Annotated in this window: 19 protein-coding genes; 5 read left to right on the forward strand and 14 right to left on the reverse strand. The window is 64.5% G+C overall.

Translation table 11 applies throughout. The annotated features are described in order from the left end of the window. The gene (locus BM118_RS06355; protein WP_177234055.1) at positions 1-474 is read right to left on the reverse strand and encodes a MarR family winged helix-turn-helix transcriptional regulator; all 474 of its coding nucleotides are present in this window, start codon (positions 472-474) and stop codon (positions 1-3) included. Positions 475-566: 92 nt separating this feature from the next. Between BM118_RS06355 and BM118_RS06360 the strand changes: the two genes are divergently transcribed. Beyond that, on the forward strand, positions 567-1,793 hold the full coding sequence (locus tag BM118_RS06360; protein ID WP_092183228.1) for an MFS transporter: 1,227 nt from the start codon (positions 567-569) through the stop codon (positions 1,791-1,793). A gap of 10 nt (positions 1,794-1,803) precedes the next feature. Here BM118_RS06360 and BM118_RS06365 read toward each other — a convergent pair whose 3' ends face one another. The 5 genes from BM118_RS06365 to BM118_RS06385 form a co-directional block, all read right to left on the reverse strand. Beyond that, entirely contained in the window at positions 1,804-2,712 is a 909-nt protein-coding gene (locus BM118_RS06365; RefSeq protein ID WP_092183230.1) for an amino acid ABC transporter substrate-binding protein, read from the reverse strand. A gap of 145 nt (positions 2,713-2,857) precedes the next feature. Further along, a complete protein-coding gene (locus BM118_RS06370) occupies positions 2,858-4,297 on the reverse strand; it encodes an amidohydrolase family protein (RefSeq protein WP_092183232.1) in 1,440 nt (479 codons plus the stop codon). Between the two features lie 16 nt (positions 4,298-4,313). After that, positions 4,314-5,339, reverse strand: coding sequence for an ABC transporter substrate-binding protein (locus BM118_RS06375; protein WP_092184301.1), 1,026 nt, complete (start codon positions 5,337-5,339; stop codon positions 4,314-4,316). A gap of 40 nt (positions 5,340-5,379) precedes the next feature. Next, positions 5,380-6,156, reverse strand: a complete 777-nt coding sequence (locus tag BM118_RS06380) for an ABC transporter permease (protein ID WP_092183234.1) — start codon at positions 6,154-6,156, stop codon at positions 5,380-5,382. Positions 6,157-6,167: 11 nt separating this feature from the next. Beyond that, positions 6,168-7,007: an ABC transporter ATP-binding protein gene (locus BM118_RS06385; protein ID WP_092183236.1), complete on the reverse strand. Its 840-nt coding sequence runs from the start codon at positions 7,005-7,007 to the stop codon at positions 6,168-6,170. Positions 7,008-7,199: 192 nt separating this feature from the next. Here BM118_RS06385 and BM118_RS06390 point away from each other — a divergent pair, with 192 nt between their 5' ends. Then, complete coding sequence (locus BM118_RS06390) at positions 7,200-7,958, forward strand: GntR family transcriptional regulator (protein ID WP_092183238.1); 759 nt, start codon at positions 7,200-7,202, stop codon at positions 7,956-7,958. Here BM118_RS06390 and BM118_RS06395 read toward each other — a convergent pair. Continuing rightward, positions 7,955-8,371 (reverse strand): nuclear transport factor 2-like protein, encoded by a 417-nt coding sequence (locus tag BM118_RS06395; protein ID WP_092183241.1) that lies wholly within the window; start codon positions 8,369-8,371, stop codon positions 7,955-7,957. The two genes, BM118_RS06390 and BM118_RS06395, sit on opposite strands and share 4 nt — an antisense overlap. Before the next feature lie 162 nt (positions 8,372-8,533). Here BM118_RS06395 and BM118_RS06400 point away from each other — a divergent pair, with 162 nt between their 5' ends. The 3 genes from BM118_RS06400 to BM118_RS06410 all read left to right on the forward strand — a co-directional run bounded on the left by BM118_RS06400 (position 8,534) and on the right by BM118_RS06410 (position 11,547). Next, positions 8,534-9,775 carry an amidohydrolase family protein gene (locus BM118_RS06400; RefSeq protein ID WP_092183243.1) on the forward strand — a complete coding sequence of 414 codons (1,242 nt, stop codon included), beginning with the start codon at positions 8,534-8,536 and terminating at the stop codon, positions 9,773-9,775. 79 nt (positions 9,776-9,854) lie between these two features. Then, on the forward strand, positions 9,855-11,060 hold the full coding sequence (locus tag BM118_RS06405; RefSeq protein WP_092183245.1) for an amidohydrolase family protein: 1,206 nt from the start codon (positions 9,855-9,857) through the stop codon (positions 11,058-11,060). A 175-nt stretch (positions 11,061-11,235) separates the two neighbouring features. Then, entirely contained in the window at positions 11,236-11,547 is a 312-nt protein-coding gene (locus tag BM118_RS06410) for a hypothetical protein (RefSeq protein WP_177234138.1), read from the forward strand. A gap of 12 nt (positions 11,548-11,559) precedes the next feature. Here the strand turns inward: BM118_RS06410 and BM118_RS06415 are convergent, their stop codons facing one another. The 7 genes from BM118_RS06415 to BM118_RS06445 all read right to left on the reverse strand — a co-directional run bounded on the left by BM118_RS06415 (position 11,560) and on the right by BM118_RS06445 (position 17,978). After that, on the reverse strand, positions 11,560-12,483 hold the full coding sequence (locus BM118_RS06415) for a DUF1932 domain-containing protein (RefSeq protein WP_177234139.1): 924 nt from the start codon (positions 12,481-12,483) through the stop codon (positions 11,560-11,562). After that, positions 12,480-13,349 carry a substrate-binding domain-containing protein gene (locus BM118_RS06420; RefSeq protein WP_092183250.1) on the reverse strand — a complete coding sequence of 290 codons (870 nt, stop codon included), beginning with the start codon at positions 13,347-13,349 and terminating at the stop codon, positions 12,480-12,482. Before BM118_RS06420 ends, BM118_RS06415 begins: the two co-directional genes overlap by 4 nt. Positions 13,350-13,376: 27 nt before the next feature. After that, positions 13,377-14,060, reverse strand: coding sequence for a 4-carboxy-4-hydroxy-2-oxoadipate aldolase/oxaloacetate decarboxylase (locus tag BM118_RS06425; protein WP_092183251.1), 684 nt, complete (start codon positions 14,058-14,060; stop codon positions 13,377-13,379). Then, positions 14,057-14,770 (reverse strand): PIG-L deacetylase family protein, encoded by a 714-nt coding sequence (locus BM118_RS06430; protein WP_027517331.1) that lies wholly within the window; start codon positions 14,768-14,770, stop codon positions 14,057-14,059. The genes BM118_RS06425 and BM118_RS06430 overlap by 4 nt, the downstream gene beginning before the upstream one ends. 66 nt (positions 14,771-14,836) lie before the next feature. Further along, entirely contained in the window at positions 14,837-16,138 is a 1,302-nt protein-coding gene (gene dctA / locus BM118_RS06435) for a C4-dicarboxylate transporter DctA (protein WP_092183252.1), read from the reverse strand. Continuing rightward, entirely contained in the window at positions 16,135-17,019 is an 885-nt protein-coding gene (locus tag BM118_RS06440; RefSeq protein WP_092183253.1) for an amidohydrolase family protein, read from the reverse strand. The genes dctA and BM118_RS06440 overlap by 4 nt, the downstream gene beginning before the upstream one ends. Next, positions 17,019-17,978 carry an amidohydrolase family protein gene (locus tag BM118_RS06445; protein ID WP_092183255.1) on the reverse strand — a complete coding sequence of 320 codons (960 nt, stop codon included), beginning with the start codon at positions 17,976-17,978 and terminating at the stop codon, positions 17,019-17,021. The genes BM118_RS06440 and BM118_RS06445 overlap by 1 nt, the downstream gene beginning before the upstream one ends. Positions 17,979-17,997: the final 19 nt, after the last annotated feature.

The raw sequence follows: 17,997 nt of genomic DNA on the forward strand, positions 1-17,997 counted from the left end.
CTATTTCGCCTCGGGAAACGTCTTGGCTTCATGCAGGCGACTGGCCCGCTGCTCTATGCGCTGGAGCGTCTCGAAGGTTATCGCAAGTTCATCCGCGCCGATATCCTTCAGCAGGCTTGCCCGCACCCGCCGCAGCACCCGGTTGGTCTCCTCGACCTTGGCCTCGCCCGCCTTCGTCAGATGTAGCGTTTTGGCACGCCGGTCGGTCGGATCCTCGCGGCGCTCCACGAGGCCTTCGGCCTGAAGCAGGTCGATCAGCCGGACCAGCGACGGCCCCTCGACGCCAAGCTCGTCGGCGAGCACGCCCTGACGGACATTCTCGCCCTGGCGCGACAGCAGCAAAAGCGGAATCGCAGTCGCATAGGACAGGCCGTGATCGGACAGCGCTTGATCCGACTCGCGGCGCCACATGCGAGCGAGACGCGCGATGACTCGACCGAATTCGGAATGGATATGTGCCTGCGAGGGAGCCATGCAAATTAGATAGGACACTAACTATTAGGCTACAACTATATAATCCGGCGTAGTGCGATCGATCACGCAAATGCGAACCAGGACAACGCAGGATGGGAGCGGGTTCCACGACTGGGGCAAGGGAGGCGATAGCGGGCGGGAGCGCGCTGACGCTCGTCCCGACCTTCGTCGTCGTAGCCGTGGACGCCACGGGCATGGGAATCATCCTGCCGCTGCTACCGTTCTACTCGCAGCGGCTCGGCGCCACGCCCTTCCTGCTCGGCGCGCTGATCTCGGTCTATGCCGTCTGCCAGCTCATTGCCGGCCCCGTGGTCGGCATGCTCTCGGACCGCTATGGTCGCAGAAGGGTCCTGCTGGTCAGCCAGATCGGGACGTTCATCGGATTTGTGCTGCTCGCATTGGCGGGCAATCTGACACTGGTGTTCGTGGCGCGCATCATCGACGGCCTGACATCAGGTAACATCTCGGTCGCTCACGCCTATGCCGCCGAGCACAGCCCGCCGACAACCCGCAAGCAGGCGCTTGGCATGACCAGCGGCGCGATCGGGACCGGGCTCCTGCTCGGCCCGGCGCTATCGAGCTTCCTCGTGCACTACGGCCAGACCGCCCCGGTCTGGGCCGCGGCGGCGCTCTCGCTGATCAGCATTGTCGCGACCATCGCCCTGCTCCCGCGGGATCATCCGGCCTCCGAGCCGCTTTATCAGCATCGCGTGCCCGAACCCGCTATCGTCCACAGCCTCATCGGCATGCGCTACGCCTGGCGGTTGCTCGGCCTCCTCATCGTGTTCTTCTTCGTCAACTCGATGTTCCTGTCGCAGATCGGCCTGTTCCTGTCGGCGCGGTTTTCCTGGGACGGACATGCCTTCGGCGCGCGCGAGCTCGGCTGGATGTTCGCCTATGCCGGCTTCATCAACATGGTGGTCCAGGGGCTACTCATCACGCACGCGAACCTGATCGCCTCCGACCGCGCCATCGTGATGGCAGCGTTCGCCTGCATGGGTCTCGGCTTCGCTGGCCTGGCGGCCGGCAACGCCATCAGCCTGCTCGCGATTGACCTGACGCTGATCATCGTCGGCACCATGTTCGCCCGCAGTACGCTGACCGCGGAGCTGTCGCGCTCGACCGCGATCAACCGCCAGGGCATGATCATGGGCCTCAATCAGTCCCTGATGTCGGGCGCAAATATCAGCGCCCCGCTTCTGAGCGGCGCGCTGATCGGTCATCGGCTGTTCGCGACCTGGGCGCTCGCCCTGGCGGCAATCGCAGCGATCGGCGCGTTCCTGGCGGGCCAGTTGCTGGATACGCCGCGGACGCGGTAGCGCCCTCGCCTCAGTTCACCACGTAGACATTAGGATCGAAGCTCGAGCTCGGCTTCTTGAAGGCGTTGCGCAGGGCCGCCGACATCGGGACGTTGTAGTTGAGGCCGTTCGGCGGCGTCGGCGATTCCAGCCACCTCTTGTAGAGGACCTCGATCTCCGGGCTCGCATAGAGCTCCGCCGTGGCGCGATCGGCGAGTGCCTTGAACGGCGCGTCCTCCCGCCGCAGCATGATCCCGTAGGGCTCCGGCTTCGAGAACGTTTCTTCGGAGATCATGAACAGCGCCGGCTCCTTGGATCGCGCGATCGCGACCGCGAGCTGGACGTCATCGAGCGCGTAGGCCTGGGCGCGATCTGTCTCCAGCAGCAGGAAGGCCTCCGCCTGGTCCTTGGCCGGCATCACATTGATGCCGAGGTTGCGTTCGGTGTTGACCTTGGCGAGCTGGGTCAGGTTGACCGACCCCGCCACCGCCGTGACCGCCTTGCCCTTGAGATCGTCGATGGTGTTGATCTTTGCGGCCTTCTTGGCGGCAAACCGCGTCGCGCTGAGGAAGTGTGTATTGGTGAAGGCGACCTGCTTCTGGCGGTCGGCATTGTTGGTGGTCGCCGAGCAATGCAGGTCGAGCGTGCCGTTGACCATCAGCGGGATGGGGTTCGACGACGTCACCGCGAGAGTGTCGACGGCGATGTCGGGCATGCCGAGCTGCTTCTTCACGGCGTCGACGATCTTGAGGCAGATGTCCATGGCAAAGCCGACCGGCTTCTGGTTTCCGTCCAGATAGCTGAACGGGACCGAGGCCTCCTGATAGCCGAGCGTGATCTTCTTGGTCTCCTTGACCTTCTGGAGCGTGCCCGTCAGGTCTTCGGCTGAAGCTGCGCCCGCAAGACATGTGACGGCCAGGAGAACGGTGGGAAGACGCATCGGGGGCTCCTAAAAGGGGTCATCGACTCGTGTCGAGACGCTATCGCCGAGCTAATAGCCCAGACATCCGTCAGCCGCCAGACGAGGCAGCTTCTACCAGCTATCGCGCTTTTATATACAACCGGGCCGAAGGACCTCCAGCGCGCTACTGACAGGTCAGCTGCTGTTCGAACCAGCCGCCCAGCCGCTCCGACAGGGGCTGCCAGGTCCGCTGGAAGCCGGTGAGCTTGCCAACATTGGCGCGGTACATCGCCCGCAACTCCTGCTCGATGGCCGGCAGATCAACACCGGCACAGACCCCGTCCCTGACGATCGTCTTGCCGGCAACGACGACCTCCTTCACCAGGGACGCGTTGCCGCGCGCGAACAGTAGCGCCATGGGATCGACGGGCATGATCCGGTCGCGATCGAGCCGGTCGAGATCGATCACGACATAGTCGGCGGGGTTGCCCGCAACGAGCTCGCCGCTTCCCGGCGCGCCGGTCGCGCGGCGCCCGTTGCGGATGGTGAGCACGAACATCTCGGCCGGCGTCCATGTCGCCTTGAAGCCGAGGCCGCCGTGAGCCATCTGCACCAGCCGCATCTCGCGCAGGATGTCGTCGTCCTCGTCGAGCGCCAGCCCGTCGACGCCGACCGCGATGGCGCAGCCGCATGCGTGCGCGGCGGCGATCGGGGCGAGCCCCGAGCGCAGATGCATGTTCGAGCTAAAATTGGTGACGATGCCCGCGCCGGAGGCCGCGATCATCTCCAGCTCATCGGGACGGGTATGGATGCAGTGCGCCAGCGTCAGCCGCTCCGAGAGGAAGCCGATGTCGCGAAGCCACCGCACCATGTCCGGAAAGTTCTGGTCGGCCCAGGCACGCTGGTACACGGTCTCCAGCAGATGCATGTGAATGCGGCGGCCGGTCAGCGCCGAATTCTCGGCCACCGCCTCCAGCAGCGGCTTCGAGCACCATTGCACGCCGGCAGGCCCGAGCTGCACATCGACCATCGGGCCGGCGATGGCGGCGGCAATGGCATCGGTCAGCTCGATATAGGCCTTCGGCGACATCGGCGCGCGGACGAACAGCTCCTCGATGGTGTTGCGGTCGTCGCGCGAAAGGCCGGAAAGCACCGGTTCAGCATCGCCATAAACGATCGCATTCTGGTCGCGCACGGCCATCGCAAAAGCGATGCGGATGCCGACGTCGGATGCAGCCTTGGCAATGGCCTTGGCTTCATCGAGCAAAGGCATCGTCCCGCTCGGGCGGGTGTAATGCACCATCATCGCCGCGCAGCCGGCCTTGGCCGACCTGGCCAGTGCGGACGCCGCGGTCAGATAGGGATCGACGGGCGTGCCCAGCGCGGTCCGCAGGATCCAGCTTTCCAGGGGCATGCCGACCGCGCCGAAGGACGAGGCGGTGGCGCGGGCATGATCGTGGGCGTTGACGAAGGCTGGAATGACGAAGGAGCGAGGTTCGCTGGCGGGCCCCGCTTCTTCCGAGATGTTGGTGATGACACCGCCGTCGTGCCGCAGCACGACATTATCGCTAATCCCGCGATCAGGGCCACGGAACAGGCTGGTTGCCGATATCTCCGTGGCCATGACCGTCTCTCCAAATCTAGTTGGCAGTATACACCAGCTCCCGCTCCGCGCGCGGCGGCAGGAATTCGCGCGAGAAAACTTCCGCCGGCGTCGGTGCGCGGGCGAGCTGGTAGCCCTCGACCACGATGCCGATGGCCCGCGTCATGCGGTCGTCCTTGATGTCGCCGATGCCGATCTCCTTCATCTCCGGCGAGACGATCAGCTTCTCGAAGGAATATTGCAGCCGGCGCTTCTCGACGGCGGCGTCGATCAGATTGTCGTAGTTCAGCGCGGCCTTCATGCCGGCGTTCTGGTCCTTGGCCACCGCGATCGCGCCCTTGTTGATGGCGCGAACGAGGCCGGCAACCGCCTTCGGGTTTGTGGCGACCAGCTTCTTCGAGACCATCACGCCGTTGGAATAGAGATCGAGGCCGTATTCACCGAACGAGAACCACTTGAAGTCCTTGTCCGGGTCCTGGCGGTTGAGCACGAGGTTGAAGTAGCTGGTGATGTTGAAGACGAGCGCGGCGTCGATATCGCCCTTGATCAGCATCGGCTCCTGGAGGTTCGGCGCCATGTTGGAGATCTTGATCTTCTCGCCATCGAGCCCGTTCTTGCGCGTGAACACCGGCAGCAGGCGCGTTGTCGGCGTGCCCTGCGCGCCGCCGAGCGTATGGCCTTCGAAATCCTTGATGGTGTTGATGCCGCTGGTCTTCTTGGCGACGATCGCGAAAGGCGGCTGGTTCCACATCATGTAGACCATGACGGGCGCGTCCTGCGGCTTGGTCGAGGCGTTCTGGATGATCGCGTTGACATCGCCGAAGCCGGCATCATAGGCACCGGACATGACGCGCGTGACGGTGGCACCGGAGCCCTCGCCCTGGTCGATCACGACGTTGAGGCCTTCCTCTTTGAAGAAGCCGTTGTCCTTGGCGTAGAAGAACGCGGCGTCGCTGCCTTGCGTCTTCCAGCCCAGCGTGAACTTGATCGTGGTGTCTTCAGCCATCGCGGCGCTCGTGGACAGGGCCAATCCCAGCAGCGCGGCAGTTACTTTTCTCAACATCGAGACCTCCTCAAGCTTCATTGCGTGACGGTTTGAAAAATCAGGTGGCGATCACGTCGTTCTTGCGCGTGGCCCAGCCAGTGACCTGCCCTTCGATCAGCGAGAACACGACGTAGAGCGCGACGCCGAGCCCGGCGAGCACGAACAGCCCGGCGAACACCAGCGGCACGTTGAAATTCGAGGACGCGGTCATCATGACGTTGCCGATGCCGCGATTGGAGGCGACGGTTTCCGACAGCACCGCGCCGACGAAGGCGTAGGAGACCGCGACCTTCAGGGACGCAAAGAAGAACGGCATGGTCCGGGGCAGACCGACGTTCCAGAGGATGTCGAACTTGCTGGCGCCGAGCGCCTTCAGCACGTCCTCGAGTTCGGGCTCGGTTGTCGCAAGACCGGTGGCGATGTTGACCACGATCGGGAAGAAACAGATCGACAGCGCAGTCAACACCGCCGGCACGGTGCCCGAGCCGAACCACAGCACGAAGATCGGCACCACCGCGACCTTGGGGATGGAGGAGAAGCCGATCAGCAGGGGATAGCAGGTGTCATAAGCCGTCTTCGAGACGCCGATGATCGCGCCAAGGGCGACGCCGAGCGCAACACCGAGCACGAAGCCGAACATCGTCGTCGCAAGCGTCTGCACGATATGCGGCCACAGCACCGGAAAGCGCTGGAACAAGGTCACGAACACCTGCGACGGCCGCGGCAGCACCAAATCCGACATGCCCGTCATCAGACAGAACAGCTCCCAGGCGACGAAGAACAGCACGATCAGCCCCGCCGACCACGCCTTCTGCCTAATATCGATCCCGAACATCAGCCTGTCCCCTATTGGGTCGCGCTGCGCGCATCCTCGATGAAGGCGCGCAGCTTCTGGTTCAGCGCGACGAAATCTGGCTCGAAGGTCATGGCAACGGTGCGCGGCCGCGCGAATTCGACGCGGCTGTCGTCGAGGATGCGGCCAGGGCGCGCGCTCATCACGCAGATGCGGCTGGCGAGGAAGCCAGCCTCGCGCAGGTCATGCGTCACCAGCAGCACGGTCGGCTTATGCGTCATCCAGAGGTTCTGGAGGATCGCCCACAGTTCCTCGCGGGTGAACTGGTCGAGCGCGCCGAAGGGCTCATCGAGCAGCAGCATGCGCGGCTCGTGGATCAGCGCGCGGCAGAGATTGGCGCGCTGAAGCATGCCGCCGGAGAGCTGCCAGGGATAGCGGCTGCCAAATCCCCTGAGCCCCACCTGCTCCAGCAATGCATTGGCCCTGTCGCGGAATTCGGTCTTGCGCAGCCTGCGGAAGTTCGAGCGGAACGGCTCGACGATCTTCAGCGGCAGCATGATGTTCCGCTCGATCGTCATCCACGGCAGCATGGTCGGGTTCTGGAACGCCATGCCCACCCGCATCGCGCGCGCCGCCACCTCGCGGCCGCCGACGATGACGACGCCGCTGGTCGGCTGCACCAGCCCGCTGACGAGACGTAAGATGGTCGATTTGCCGCATCCGGACGGGCCGACCAGTGCGACAAACTCGCCGTCGGCAATCCTGAGCGTCGTCTTCGACAGGGCCGGCACGGCGCGATCGCCGCGCCCGAACGTCACGGAGGCGTCCGAGAGCTCGATGGCGGTCGCGGCGACGGGCTGGCCGTCAAACTGATCATTGAGTTGCATGCGCATCACGGGAAAAGTGCATGCAAGCTGAATGCCAGCGGCCGACCCCTCTGAAATCAACGGGCTGGCGAAATGCCGGGCCGGATGGCCGGCTTCGATTTGGGCAGCTCGAGCCCCAAACTGCATGCAATTGGAGCGCTGGATTGTCGGCGCCCTGTGCTAAAGGAGGGATGACGATCCCACTCCAAGGATTCGCCGATGGCGGCGCGCGCAAGCAGCGAGACTTCAGAATCGTCGGACAAGGTCAGCGTGATCTGCCGCGCGCTCCGGCGCGCGATCATCGAGCAGGCGCTGGAGCCCGGCGCCAAGCTGCCGGAGGATGCGCTCGGCGAGCGTTTCGGCGTCAGCCGCACCATTGCCCGCCACGCGCTGGGGCAACTCGCCGCCGAAGGCCTGGTCGAGCTCCGCCGCAACCGGATCGCGGTGGTGGCGACGCCGAGCTGGCAGGAGGCGCGCGATGCCTTTGACATCCGCATCGAGCTCGAACGGCTCGTGGTCCGTCAGCTCGCGGGCAAGCTGAGCAAGAGCCAGATCGCCGAACTGAACGCCCATGTCGACGCCGAGGACCGCGCGCGCGGCGGCACGGATGCGGTGTCGATCCGGCTCGCCACCGAATTCCACATCCTGCTCGCGCACATGACCAACAGCCCGATCCTGGTGCGCTATGTCAGCGAGGTCGCCTATCGCTGCTGCCTGACGCTGTCGCTCTACAGCCGCCCGCATTCGACCGAATGCGCCATCAACGAGCACCGCGCCATCATTGCCGCGCTCGCCAAGGGCGACGCGACCAAGGTGATGGAATTGATGCACCATCACCTCGATTCCGTGGCCACTCGCGCGCTGGTTGCCCCTGCCCCGCAGCGCGGCCGCGATCTCCTCGATATTCTCGCGCCTTATGCCGACGAGGTGACGAGCAATCGCGTCGTCAAGCTACCGAAGGTCGCCCGAAGAGGTTAAGCCTCGATACCGCGCTGAACCAGAATGCGCTCGGCACTGTCGTTCCAGACGTCCATCTTCACGATCTGTCCGCCCCTCACGACGAAACGATCGATGTAGCGATTGCCCTCGAACGGCGTGCCGTCCTTCCACTCGCCATAGAGCGTGCCGACGCTGTAGACGACGGTCTCGTCCGCGCCGGGGCAGACGTCGAACCGGTCCATCTTCTTCTTGACCCAGCGATAGCGTTTTGCGTTGAAGCCGGTCGGCCCGCGCGGATGGTCGAACTCGCGTCCGCCTGTGAAGGTGATCACCGTGCCCGGCTTCATGTAGGCCGCAGCGGCGTCGGGATCGGGTATCATCGAGGCCGTGAGATACGCCTCCACGATCTCGGCGTCGGTCATCGGGCGTTCGGCTTTTGCGGGGGTGGACATGCTAGGTTCTCTTGGCGGGTTCTCCGGGCGTGCCGGCATACTACAATTCATGCCTCAAACTGCATGCATATTTTTTGGACAATTCGACGGCGGAACTGCACACAATCTGGAGCTGCCCGCTCCCGCAGCTTCCGCTAGGCTAACACACCCGAATCCGATGCCATGACCATCCACACCGCCTTCGACCTGATCTTCCGCAACGCGCTGTTGCGATCATCCGCCGCACCCGTCGATATCGGCGTGAAGGGCGGCCGCATCGCCGCGATCGAGCCCAGGCTTGCCTGCGAGGCCGTCGAGGTCGACCTCGGTGGGCACCTCGCCCTGCCCGGCTTCGTCGACACCCACATCCATCTCGACAAGGCCTGCCTGCTGGGCCGCTGCGGGCACAATCATGGCAGCGTCTCGGAAGCCATCCGCGCCGTCGCCGGGATGAAGAAGGATTTTACCGTCGAGGACGTCTACGCCCGCGGCGCTCGCGTGCTGGAGCGGGCAATCGTGCACGGCACGACGCGCATGCGTACCCATGTCGAGATCGATCCGCGTATCGGCTTGCGCAGCTTCGAGGCGATCAAGTCGCTCAAGCGCGACTACGCCTGGGCGATCGACCTCGAACTCTGTGTCTTCCCGCAGGAGGGCCTGACCAACGATCCCGGAACTGAGGAACTGCTGGTCCATGCGCTGCGCGACGGTGGCGAGGCCATCGGCGGCTGTCCCTATATGGACACCGATCCGAACGCCCATCTCGAGCGGATCTTCGATCTCGCGCAGGAATTCGACGTCGACGTCGATCTCCATCTCGACTTCGACCTCGACCCATCCTGGTGGCACCTCGACGAGGTCTGCCGGCAGACCGAGCGGCGCAACTATCAGGGGCGCGTCGCGATCGGCCATGCCACGAAGCTCTCGGCACTGCCGCCGGAGCGGCTGAAGGCTGCGACCGCGCAATTGGCGAAAGCCGGCGTTGCCGTCACCGTGCTGCCCGCAACCGATCTCTATCTGATGGGGCGCGAGGCCACCCACAACGCGCCGCGCGGACTGACGCTCGCGCACAAGCTCGCCGGCGACGGCGTATTGTGCTCGGTCGCGACCAACAACGTGCTCAATCCCTTTACGCCGTTCGGCGATGCCTCGCTGCTGCGGATGGCGAATTTCTACGCCAACGTCGCCCACGCCTCGGTCGGCGACTTCGACACTTGCCTCGATCTCGTGACCGAACTGCCGGCACGGCTGATGAACCTCGGCGATTACGGCATCAAAGTCGGTAATCCCGCCGATCTCATCGTGCTCGACACGCAGGACAGCCGCTTCGCGATCGCCGAGCTGCCCGATGTCATGATGGGCTTCAAGGCCGGCCGGCAAACTTTTGAGCGGCAGCGGCCCACTCTGTTCAGCCCCGGACGCTGAGCAGCTCTCGCCTTCCCGCGCCTTGCGCCCGACCCGCGGCCCGCGCAACACTCCGCAAATCGTCCAACGGAGGAACCGGATGGCCTTCGACACACTCTTCCTCAACGCACGCTTCGACGGCGGCGCCCGACATCACATCGCTGTCAAGGATGGCCGCATCGCGGCGATCACGACCGTTGACCAGCCACCCGCCGGTGCCGAGACGATCGATCTCAAAGGTGCCCTCGTCGTTCCCGGCTTTGTCGAGGGTCACATCCATCTCGACACCAGTTTCTATGGCGACGCCTGGCGTCCGCACAAGCCATGCACCGACGGTTTCAACGTGCATGAACGCGTAGCCTTCCAGGCGCAGAACATGGCCGATGCCGCGCCGATGGACGTGCGGGCGCGCAACCAGCTCGACCTCTGTATCGCCCACGGCACGACGCAGATGCGCAGCCATGTCATGGTGGACGGCTCGGTCGGCCTGAAATCGCTCGAGACGATCCTGCGCGTGCGCGAGGAGTACAAGGGCCTGATCGACATCCAGCTCGTCGCCTTTCCCCAGAGCGGCATCCTGTCGAGCCCGGGCACGCCGCAACTGCTCGACGAGGCCATCCGCCTTGGCGCCGACCTCGTCGGCGGGCTCGATCCCGCGAGCTTCGATCGCGACGTCGAAAGGCATCTCGACGTCGTGTTCGGCGTCGCCAACAAGCACGGCGTCGATGTCGACATCCATCTGCACGACATGGGCACATTGGGCGCGTTCGAGATCGAGCAGATCGCGGCGCGCACGCGCGCACTCGGCATGGAGGGGCGCGTCGCAGTTAGCCACGCTTACGGGCTCGGCGACATCCCGGCGGATTACCTCACGAAGATCGCCGACATTCTCGCCCGCTCCGGCGTCGCGATCATGACCAACGCGCCGGGCGCGCGGCCGTTTCCGCCGATCCTCGCCTTGCGCAACGCCGGCGTGACTGTCTTCAGCGGCAACGACAACATCCGCGATTCCTGGTGGCCCTATGGCGACGGCGACATGCTGCGCCGTGCAACGACGCTCGGCTATCGCTCCGGCTTCAACATCGACGCGGAACTGGGTGCCGCATTCGACGTCGTCACCGCGTCGGGCGCAAAGGCGCTCCGGCTCGAAGGCTACGGCCTGCGGGTCGGGGCGAAGGCCGATTTCGTGACGCTGAACGCGGAACATGTTCCCGAGGCCGTCGTCGCGGTGCCGCAAGGGCGCTCCGTCTACAAGGACGGCAGGCTCGTCGCCGCGAACGGTAGGCTTGTGGGGAAATCCGGCTGACGACCAGCCGCTATCCGTTCGATTTTACCGCCACGCTTTCCAAAATTCCGAATACGGTAGAATCCCGGATAGTAGATTCTCTCCGATTCCCGATAGGTGCGCGCATTGCAAGTCCCGCGGTGCCGGCCATAGTAGGGCCTGCACTGAAGTCTGCATTCGACGGGGAAGCATGGACATGTTCAGCGCATTCAGCAGCATCGACAATCATTCCATTCGAGCAAGAACGCCCAGCGAGATCGCGGTGGAGCGGCTCGACGGCATCGGGCACGTCCTGTCGGACCTCGATCTCGCTGATGTCCAGACTCAGGATGACCTGACACGTGCGCTCATGGCGCTCGACACCGCCGACAAGTGCATTCGGGCGATCCGCGCAGAATTCCGGACTGAAGCCGCGAGCGACCGGCTGGTCCGCAAGGCCGAAAATCTGATGGCGTTGATCGAACGCGCCCGCGACGAGCTCACGAGCTGTCGCGCGGCAAGTTCCTGAGCCGGCATCGCCCTATTTCGCGCGATTGATCTTCGCCAGGATCCGGTCGGCCTCGACGCGCCAGTCGGCGCTGCGGGCAAACTCCCCGGTGCCCCTGATGCCGAACAACCCCTCATCGGCGAGATCAGCGACCCAGGCCTGCCGTTCGGCCGTGCCCTGCGCCGACCACGGCGTCAGCCCCGCCTCGCGGACCGTCTCGGCGACCTCGCGCACCTCCTCCGCACGGCGGCGGCCGTGCTCGATCACGCGCTGGAAGAAATAGGCACCCTGCTTCTCCCAATTGATCGCCGGAAAGGTTTCCGCAAGCGAGGCCAGCACGGCATCCTCCACGCCATAGGCGCGCGCGGTGGTGAAACTCTCGATGACCATGGCCTCGAGGCCCTTGATCATGATGCTGCGGCACATCTTCACCGCGGAGGACACGCCGAGCTTGTCGCTCGCAACCTTCGCAGCAAAACCGATCGCGTTCAGAAGCGGCTCCAGCTCCTTCGCGCCGGCCCCGCCGAGCAGCAGCGGCACCTTGATGCGATACGGCGGCACCGAGGTCATCACGGCCCCCTCGACATAGCGCCCCGCAGCGCCGTCGATCAGCGCGGCAGCACGCTGCTTGGCGCCGGGAGACGCCGAATTGAAATCGAGGAACCAGGTGCCCTGATTGATCGCGGCGGCGCAGGCTTTTGCGACCGGAACGGCCTGGCTCGCCGTGACCGCAGAGATGATGAAGTCGGATTTCGCGGTCAGCTCGGCGTGAGAAGCCGCAAGGCCAACGCCGAATTTCGCTGCATGCTCCTTCAGCGCAGCATCCTGCTCGCCACCGAGCTTGATGTCGTAGGCGGCAACCTTGATGTCCTGCTGGCGCAAATCCTCGGCCAGGATCCGGCCGACCTCGCCGTAGCCGACCAGCCCGACCTGCCATCGTCTCGGATCTGACATCAGTTCAATCCTCGTGTCGTCTCGTCGAAGAGCTCCTCGACCGCATAGCGGCGCGGGATCAACGCCTGCTGGAATGCGTAGTCGACGATCAGCTCCAACGGTTTTCGGTTGGCTTCGATCCCGAACGGGATGAGGTCAGGCGTCGCCGCTGGCCCCATCTGCTCCTTGTTTCGCTTGAGCAGATCATAAATGCCAACGACCACGTCGGGGCGCGACTTCGCGAGCGTCTCGGTCACGACCACGAGGTGATTGACCGGCACGACACCGCGCCGGGCGTACCATGCGGCGGCTTCCGCCGCGGGATCAGGGAACAGCGGCTTGAGCCTGGGATTATCAGAGGTCTCACCGAGGACGGCATCCAGTTCGCCGTCGAGCAGCATCTGCAATATCTTCTTGTCCTTCGGCGCGCGCTCGGTGGTGTCGACATATTCGGCGACATGCGGATCTTCGAACGTCACCCAGCGGATGCTGTCGAGATTGACGCCGTAGTCGTTGGCGAGAATTCCCCTGATCCAGGCTCCCGTCGTCGTCGTGAAGGAGCGGATGCCGACGCGCTTGCCTTCGAGATCGCCAGGCCCAAGCGTTCCCCGTTCCGGATTATAGAGCGCGTAGGAATGCTGGAAGCGGCCGAGCATGGTCGCCGGCAGCAGCACCAGCGGCTTGCCGTGGGCCTTCGCTATCAGATAGGTGACGATCGCCATCTCGCAGACGTCGAAGGCCTGCTCGCGCACCATCGGCTTGAACGCGGTGTTGGTCGGCGTGTACGCGATGAAGTCGAGATCGAAGCGGTCGGAACGGAGCTCGCCGCTCTTCACCGCCTGGACATGAGGATGACTGCCGAGCACGGCCTTCAGCTTGAGACGATCCATCCGCCCGCTCCGCTTCTGTTATCCCGCTCAGACGTCCTCGGGATTATCGACATAGACGAGCCCGGCTTTCGCCAGCGCTTCGCGCATGCTGTACATGTCGAGGCCGAGCTCGCCAGAGGCCAGCCGCTTGCGCTTGCCGCCTTCATCCGCGTTGCGCTTCTTCGCCTTCTCGGCGACTTCGCCAGCATATCGCTTCGGCACCACCACGACGCCGTCGTCATCGGCGACGATGACGTCGCCGGGATCGACGTTGACGCCGGCGCAGACCACGGGGACGTTGACCGAGCCGAGCGTGGCCTTGACCGTGCCCTTGGCCGAGACCGCGCGCGACCACACCGGAAACTTCATCTCGTGCAGCGCTCTGACGTCGCGGCAGCCGGCATCGATGATCAGGCCCTGCACGCCGCGCGCCTGGAGCGAGGTGGCGAGCAGCTCGCCGAACATGCCGTCGGTATTGTCGGTGGTGCAGCCGACGACGAGAATGTCGCCTTTCCTGCACTGCTCGACCGCGACATGGATCATCCAGTTGTCGCCGGGCTGCGCCAGCACGGTGACGGCGGGGCCGGCAATCGCCGCACCCGGCCAGACCGGCCGCAAATACGGCTTCATCAGGCCGATGCGGCCGTAGGCCTCGTGCACGGTCGAGACGCCGTACTCCGCCATTCCGGCGGGATCGGCTCGCTCAATGTTGCGAACGACGACCGGCTTCATGCCAATTCCTCCGCAACCGTCGGAAACAGACGCTGATAGGCCTCGCCATAGGTCATGGGCACGCCGGTGTTGCGGCTGCCCTGGATGCCGCGGTTGAGCGCGACGCGCTCGTAATAGCCCCAGAGATGCTTCTGTGCGGCGAGGATCTGGAACGCCTCGTACTTCTCCTTCCAGACCTCGTCGATCTTGAGGAGCAGGTCGGGCTTGTAATTGCACTGCTCCGGCTGGTGCGGCTCGAACAGGAACACCGGCGGCGCCGAGTACTTGTACTGAGCGCCGGGTTTGTGGCCCATCGCCTGCGCGACCACGCGGGTCTCCTGCGCGAAATGCGCCGCGTTCGGATGGTCGAAATTATAGGGGTCTTCCAGCGCATGCGTCAGCACGAAGCTCGGATTGAGTTCGCGATAGATGTCGACCATGCGGTCGAAATGCGCCTCGGTGAGCTTCAGCGGATAGTCGCCACAATCGAAGAACTCGATCTCGGCGCCGAGCAGCTTGGCCGCCCGCTCCGCCTCGTCCTTGCGGCCGGCCTTGACCGATTCCAGCGTCGCGCCCTTCTCCTTCCAGGCGAACTGGCTCTCGCCGCGTTCGCCGAAGGACATGCAGACGATCTTCATGCGATAGCCCTTCTTCGCATGCAGCGCGATGGCGCCGCCGGCGCGCCAGACGAAATCGCCCGGATGGGCCGTGATCACGAGACCTGTTTTCATGGACAAACTCCCCTCTTTCGTTCGTAAGCATCATAGGCCGCCCGCCTCATGCAGGCAGCCAATTCATCAGGCCGTAATGGCCTCGGGCTCCTCGCCGTCGAGCACGCGCCGCAAGCGCTCGCCGTCGAGCGCGCCTTCCCATTTGGCAATCGCGATGGTCGCAACCGCGTTCCCGATCAGATTGGTCGGCGTCAGCCCCTGCGACATCAGGCGGTGGATGCCGAGCACCAGCGCGACGCTCGTCACCGGAATGGTGCCGGTCGCCGACAGCGTCGCCGCCAGCACGACGAAGGCGGCACCGGCGATCCCCGCCGCGCCCTTGGAGGTCACGAGCAGGATCAGGAGCAGCTCGATCTGCTCGGCGAGCCCGAACGGCGTGTTGGTCGCCTGCGCCAGGAACACCGAGGCCGCGGCGAGGTAAAGGCAAGTGCCGTCGAGATTGAAGGAATAGCCGGTCGGGATCACCAGGCCGACCACGCTCTTCTCGCAGCCTGCCTTCTCCAGCTTGGTCAGCATCCGCGGCAGCACCGTCTCGGACGAGGTCGTGGCGATGCAGATCAGCAGTTCTTCCCAGATGTAGCGGATCAGCTTGACGAGCGAGAAGCCGCAGAGCCGCGCCACCGGACCGAGCGCCACGATGATGAAGATCACGCAGGTCAGATAGAAGCCGCCCAGCAGCTTGCCGAGCGAGGCCAGCGAGCCGACGCCGAACTTGCCGACCGTGAAGGCAATGGCGCCGAACGCCCCGATCGGCGCCGCCCACATCACGAAGCCGACGACGGCGAACACCATCTTGGCGGCGATGTCGATCAGATGCACCAGCGGCGCGGCGCGCTCGCCGAGCTGCACCAGTGCGAAGCCACACAGCACCGAGATGAACAGCACCTGGAGGATGTTGCCCTCGGCAAACGCGCCGACGAAAGTGGCCGGCACGATGTTCATCAGGAACGGCACGAATCCGATCGCGCCGGTCTGCTTGACGTAGGGCTCGATCGCGCTGGCATTGATGCTGGCGGGATCGATGTTCATGCCGACGCCGGGCTTGAGCAAATTCACCGCAATGAGACCGATGATCAGGGCGATCGTGGTCATGATCTCGAAATAGACGATCGCCTTCACCGCGACACGCCCGACACGCGCCATGTCCGCCATATGGGCGATGCCGTGCACGACGGTACAGAAGATGATCGGCGCGATCAGCATCCGGATCGCCTTGATGAAGGCATCCCCAAGCGGCTGCATCTTGGCGCCCGCCTCGGGACTGGCGATCCCAAGCGCGATGCCCGCCGCCATGGCGATGAGCACCTGGATCCAGAGCTCCTTCCACCAGGCGCGGCTGCGCGGCTTGTCGATCGCCAGCGCCGTCATTGGTCGAACTCGAACAGGCGCGCGGGGTTGTCGACGAGGATCTTCTGCTGGAACTCCGGCTCCGGCGCAAACAGCGGGATCAGGTCGACGAGGTCGCCGTCATTCGGCATCACCTTGACGTTGGGATGCGGCCAGTCCGTGCCCCAGATGACGCGGTCGACCGCGGTCTCGACGATCTTTCGGGCAAACGGCACGGCGTCGGTGAAGGGCGGCCCGGCCGAGGACACACGCTCGGAGCCGCAGATCTTGACCCAGCATTTCTCGTCGCGCTGCATCAGTTCGATCAAGATCTTGAACGGAAGCTGGTCGAGCCCGTCGGACGCCTTCACCCGCCCCATGTGGTCGATGGTGTAGCTCAACGGCAGCCTTGTCAGCATGTCGGCATATTCAGGCAGGTCGATCGCATCGAAATGCAGGTCGATGTGCCAGCCGAGCGGCGCGACCATCGCGATGATGCGGTCGAACACGCGCTTGTCGGGAACGCCGCCGAGATGGCGGACGAAATTGAAACGGCAGCCGCGGAAGCCGCCCTCATGCAGCGCGCGGAGCCCGCGTTCGGTGATGGTGCCGTCGATATTGGCGACCGCACGGTAGGCGCCATTGCTCTGCGCGATGGCATCGAGCGCGACAGTGTTGTCGGTGCCATGGACGCTGGCATTGACGATGACGGCGCGCTCCACCCCGAGCCTGGCGTGCAGCGCACGGAAATCCTCCAGCGGCGCATCCGGCGGGGTGTAGGAGCGATCCGGCGCATACGGGTATTTCGCGCCGGGCCCGAAGATGTGGCAATGCGCGTCGCACGACAGTTTCGGCAGCTTGAACTTCGGCGTGCGCGTGTTCGGATCGGGCGGCGGAATGGTCGGCGTGTACATCATCGTCATCAGGTGAACTTGAACAGGCGTGCCGGATTGTCGACCAGCAGCCGGTGCTGGTCCTTTGCGTCGGGCGCGTAGAGGGGGATCAGGTCGACAAGATCACCGTCATTCGGCATGATCTTGACATTGGGATGCGGCCAGTCGGTGCCCCAGATGACGCGATCGGGCGCATTGTCGATCAGCGCCTTCGCGAACGGCACGGCGTCATGGAACGGCTTGCCGGCCCCGGACGCGCGCTCGAGACCCGTGATCTTGACCCAGCACTTCTCGTCCTTCTTCTGAAGGTCGAGCAGCGCGGTGAAGCCGGGATCGTCGAGCCCCTTCCCGGCCTGCACCGTGCCCATGTGATCGATCACATAGGGCGTCGGCAGCGCGGTGAGGATGGGCGCGAATTCGGCGATCGTACCAGGCTCGAAATAGACGTCGATATGCCAGGAGAGCTCGGCGACGCGGTGCACGATGCGCTGGAATTTTGTCATATCGCCGACGCCGCCAAGGCGCTTGAGAAAGGCGAAGCGGCAGCCGCAGATGCCGCCCTTGTCGAGCGCCGCAAGCTCCTTCTCGCTCATCTCGTCATTGACGTTGGCGATGCCCTTGTAGGCACCCTCGCTCTGGGCGATGGCGTCGGTGACGACGCGATTGTCGGTGCCGTGCACGGTGGCATTGACGATCACGCAGCGCTCGACGCCGATCTTCTCATGCACGCTGCGGAAGGTCTCCAGCGGCGCATCGGCCGTGTTGTAGGGACGCTTCTCGGCGAAGGGATAACGGGACGCGGGGCCAAAAATATGGGTGTGGGTGTCGCAGGATTTCGGCGGCAGTTTGAAAGACGGCACCTTCGGATTTGGATCCGGCGGCGTGATCGTGGGGATCGCCTTGGGTTCGGCACCCTGCGCGCGTGCTTCGCTCGCGAGCGCGGCACCGGCCAGTCCGGTCAAGAGATGCAAGCACTCCCGCCTGTTCATTTCCTAAAGCACCCTGTCA

Origin of the sequence: Bradyrhizobium sp. cf659 (genome assembly GCF_900113725.1) — a bacterium.
Lineage (GTDB): Bacteria > Pseudomonadota > Alphaproteobacteria > Rhizobiales > Xanthobacteraceae > Bradyrhizobium.